Source organism: Pseudomonas sp. zfem005, from assembly GCF_032621735.1.
Lineage (GTDB): Bacteria > Pseudomonadota > Gammaproteobacteria > Pseudomonadales > Pseudomonadaceae > Metapseudomonas > Metapseudomonas solani.
Genome location: NZ_JAVYJE010000027.1, coordinates 1 through 1,422 on the forward strand (window position 1 = coordinate 1; position 1,422 = coordinate 1,422).

A 1,422-nucleotide genomic window follows, 5' to 3' on the forward strand; every position below is an offset into this window, starting at 1 on the left:
GACRCCYTGGGATTTCACATCCAGGGCATAGGTGGTGGTGCCGGCGCCATCGGCGCCGTAGCTCTTGATGAAGGCGGAGCTGAAGTCCGTGGTGCTGTTGCTGCCGAGGAAGGTTTCATCCACCTGCAGGCTGTCAGCCGGAATCTCGGCCGCACGGATGCTGGGCGCGTCATCCTTGAAGCTGATGGCGTTGCCCAGGTTGAGGCTGGCGCTGCTGGCGTCACCGTCCTTGTCGGTGATGGTCGCCACCAGTTTCACCAGGTCGGCCGCAGACAGGCCGGTGGCCTGGTCCGGCCCGGTGTTGGGCGAATGGACGATGGCACGCACCTGGTCGAGGGTGACATTGCCCGAAGCATCCACCGTGACCTTGAAGGCGACGGCGCCGGTGTCGCTGCCGACACGGCCCACCACTTCGCCGCCCTCCAGGTACAGCTTGATATCGCTGCCGGTGGCGGTGTCTTTCAAGCCGCTGTCAGCTCCCTGGGCTTTCACCTCCAGCGTGTAGCCGATGCTGCCGGCACCGTCGGCACCGTAGCTGCTGGTGAAGGCGCCACTGAAGTTGGTGGTGGCGTTGAGCGCCAGGTTAGTTTCGTCCACCTGCAGGCTGGCAGCCTGGGCCTGGCCGGCGTTGATGGTCGGGGCGTCGTCCTTGAAGCTGATGGCATTGCCGAGGTTGAGGCTGGCGCTGTTGGCGTCACCGTCCTTGTCGTTGATGGTGGCCACCAGTTTTACCAGGTCGGCCGCAGAGAGGCCGGTGGCCTGGTCCGGCCCGGTATTGGGCGAGTGGACGATGGCACGCACCTGGTCGAGGGTGACGTTACCGGAAGCATCCACCGTGACCTTGAAGGCGACGGCGCCGGTGTCGCTGCCGACACGGCCCACCACTTCGCCGCCCTCCAGGTACAGCTTGATGTCACTGCCGGTGGCGGTGTCTTTCAGGCCGCTGTCAGCGCCCTGGGCTTTTACCTCCAGCGCGTAGCCGATGCTGCCGGCACCGTCGGCGCCGTAGTTGCTGGTGAAGGCGCYRCTGAAGTTGGTGGTGGCGTTGAGTGCCAGGTTGGTCTCGTCCACCTGCAGGCTGCCCAGCTGGGCCTGGCCGGCRTTGATGGTCGGGGCATCGTCCTTGAAGCTGATGGCGTTGCCGAGGTTGAGGGTGGCGCTGTTGGCATCACCGTCCTTGTCGGTGATGGTCGCCACCAGYTTCACCAGGTCGGCGGCGGAGAGGCTGCTTTCCTGRTCRGGGCCGGTGTTCGGCGAGTGSACGATGGCGCGCACCTGATCGAGGGTGACCTTGCCGCTGGCATCCACCGTGACCTTGAAGGCGACGGCACCGGTGTCGCTGCCGACACGGCCCACCACTTCACCGCCTTCGAGGTACAGCTTGATGTCGCTGCCGGTGGCGGTGTCCTTCAGGCCGCTGTC

At 65.6% G+C, this 1,422-nt stretch carries 1 protein-coding gene; it reads right to left on the reverse strand.

Annotated elements, in window-relative coordinates; genetic code table 11:
* A partial coding sequence (locus RTW82_RS31570; protein WP_316927567.1) for a DUF5801 repeats-in-toxin domain-containing protein occupies positions 1 to 1,422 on the reverse strand: 1,422 nt, incomplete at both ends.